This window comes from Joostella atrarenae, assembly GCF_021764745.1.
GTDB lineage: Bacteria > Bacteroidota > Bacteroidia > Flavobacteriales > Flavobacteriaceae > Galbibacter > Galbibacter atrarenae.
Genome location: NZ_JAETXX010000068.1, coordinates 1 through 208 on the forward strand (window position 1 = coordinate 1; position 208 = coordinate 208).

Here is a 208-nt window from a genome sequence, read left to right on the forward strand (position 1 = left end):
ACCCAGTAACGGGAACATCAACAGATCCAACACCTGTAGATCCAACAGATCCAACAGCACCAGCAGTAGACCCAGATTGTCCAGATTGTACGATTACAGATCTTCCAGAAGATAAAGACATTACTTTATTAAAGGATGGAGAGTATAATGATGCGAACAATGATGGAATAGTAAATATAGGGGATCAAGTATTGTATACGTTTACCGT

Annotated in this window: 1 protein-coding gene; it reads left to right on the top strand. The window is 39.4% G+C overall.

The features are described 5' to 3' along the window. Nucleotides 1-208, top strand: a 208-nt coding sequence (locus JM658_RS17090) for a hypothetical protein (RefSeq protein WP_236961125.1), incomplete at both ends; no start/stop codon positions are given.